Here is a 1,965-nt window from a genome sequence, read left to right as displayed (position 1 = left end):
GGTCAGGCCTCGGCGTCGGCCTTGGCCTGGGCGGCGCGCATGGCGGCCATCATCCTGGCGAAGGCGCCGGTGCGGATGAGCTCCTTGCGCTCCTCGAGGCCGCGGTTGAGCTCGACCAGGGTCCGGGCGGCGTGTTCGTTCCGCTGGATGGCCGCCCACCAGGCGGCGACGTTGGGCAGCTTGGGGATGGGGCTCGGCTCGCCGGTGGCGGCGGTCAGGGTGTTCTCGACCAGGAAGAGGGCCGGGACCAGGGCGCAGTCGGCCATGGTGAGGCGGCCGCAGCAGGCGAAGCCGTCCTCGCCGGCCTTCGGGCCGATCATGCGGTCGAGCGCCTTCAGGTTGCGCAGCACCTGGCCGGACAGCAGCTCGACGACGCCCTTGTCCTTCTCGGGCGCGTAGACCTGGCCTGCCAGCATGAAGAGGTTGTTCATCAGGTAGATGTCGCCGATGCGGGCCAGCGTGCGGATGTGGGCGGTCTCGCGCGGCGTGGCGGCCAGCATCGGCGGGGTCGGGAAGACCTCCTCCAGGTACTCCGCGATCACCTCGGACTCGGGCATCAGGTCGCCGTCGATGTCGAGGACGGGGATGCGGCCGATGGGGTTCTGCTCGCGGAACTGCGGCGAGCCGAAGGTGGCGGGACGTTCCAGCGCGACCCTGTCCTCCAGGCCCTTGGCGTAGATCTGCATCCGCACGCGGGCGGAGTACGGGCTGAGGTCGCCGGAGTAGAGCTTCATCATGGGGTTCCTGCCCGTTTTCGCGTCTGCGCCATCTGACGGCGGGGCGCGGCGCGGGGCAAGGCCGACGCGACGGCGGGCGCCTCTTGCGCGGCGGCGGCGGGCCCCCATATGGGGCTCGATCGCGCAGGTCCCCCGGCTTCCCCTTACCGGCCGCCTGCGACGGGTGTGCGGCCCTGGCGCCTTCGATGGCCGCCGGGGCCGCCTTCGTTTGGGGTCGTGCTTGACACTTGGTCCGTGCGGGCCCGCTATCGCCGCGAGGCTGGCGGGAGTGGGCGATGCCGCGCGTGGTTGGACTGACGGTGATGGCGGCCCTGGCGCTGGCCGGGTGCTCGCAGGGCTCGAAGCCCGCGGCGGAGACGGCGGCGCCGGCGCCGCAGCCCCCCGCCGCCGCGGCGCCGGCCGTGGCCGCGACGACCGCCACGCCGGCGCGGCCCGAGGGCGCGGACGCCGTGGATGCCGCGCTGAAGGCCGCCCGGGACTACGCCGCCGCCGCCGCGACCGAGCTGGCGGCGATCGACGCGGGGCAGAAGAAGATCCGCGCGGCGGCCGACCGGGCGGCAGCCGCCGCCCTGCGCGGCGACACGCGCGCCGTGAACGCGGCGCGGGCCGAGGCCGACCAGGCGCACAAGGCCCACGGCGACGGGCTGGCGGCGCTCAGGGCCACGGCGGCGGCGCAGACCGCCGCGCTCGACGCGGCGATCGCCCAGTGCGCGGCGACGCCGGACCTCGCGGCCTACGAGGGCTGTACGGCGCTGGTCGCGGAGCAGCCGACACTCGCCGCCACGATCGACAGGCTGGGCAAGCGCTACCAGGCCGCCGACGCCGCCTGGCCCGCAGACCGCGCCCGCATCGAGGAAGCCTCGGCCACCGTGGCTCTGAGCGCCATCCGCTAGTTCCGATAGGGGTTGGTCAGGCGGCGCACCGCCCAGCCGTCGTTCAGGACGTGCTGCCGCCGTCCACCACGATGGTCTGGCCGGTGGTCCAGGCGCCCGCGCGGCTGGCGAGGTAGACGGCGGCGCCGGCGAGGTCGTCGGGTTCGCCCAGGCGGCGCAGCGGCGTGCCCGAGCTGGCGCGCTCCTCGCCGGCCGGATTGTCCCACAGCGCCTTGGCGAAGTCGGTCTTCACCAGGCCCGGGGCCACGCAGTTCACGCGGATGTTGTAGGGGCCGAGCTCGCCGGCGAGGTTGCGGGCGAGCTGCATGTCGGCGGCCTTGGAGATGCAGTAGGCG

3 protein-coding genes are annotated in these 1,965 nt (G+C 74.7%); 1 reads left to right on the top strand and 2 read right to left on the bottom strand.

The features are described 5' to 3' along the window. Positions 1 to 2: 2 nt before the first annotated feature. Positions 3 to 734, bottom strand: coding sequence for a glutathione S-transferase N-terminal domain-containing protein (locus JNL41_RS05105; RefSeq protein ID WP_293473193.1), 732 nt, complete (start codon positions 732 to 734; stop codon positions 3 to 5). Between the two features lie 278 nt (positions 735 to 1,012). On the opposite strand from JNL41_RS05105, the gene JNL41_RS05100 reads away from it, so the two are divergent. Then, the gene (locus JNL41_RS05100; protein ID WP_293473192.1) at positions 1,013 to 1,630 is read left to right on the top strand and encodes a hypothetical protein; all 618 of its coding nucleotides are present in this window, start codon (positions 1,013 to 1,015) and stop codon (positions 1,628 to 1,630) included. Positions 1,631 to 1,673: 43 nt separating this feature from the next. Here JNL41_RS05100 and JNL41_RS05095 read toward each other — a convergent pair. Then, positions 1,674 to 1,965 (bottom strand): SDR family oxidoreductase (locus tag JNL41_RS05095; protein ID WP_293473191.1); only part of this gene is annotated, 292 nt, incomplete at its 5' end.

It is taken from the genome of Phenylobacterium sp., from assembly GCF_016793285.1.
In the GTDB taxonomy this organism is placed as follows: Bacteria; Pseudomonadota; Alphaproteobacteria; order Caulobacterales; family Caulobacteraceae; genus Phenylobacterium.
The sequence above is the reverse complement of the archived record's forward strand: the minus strand, read 5'-3'. Positions and strand labels throughout refer to the sequence as shown.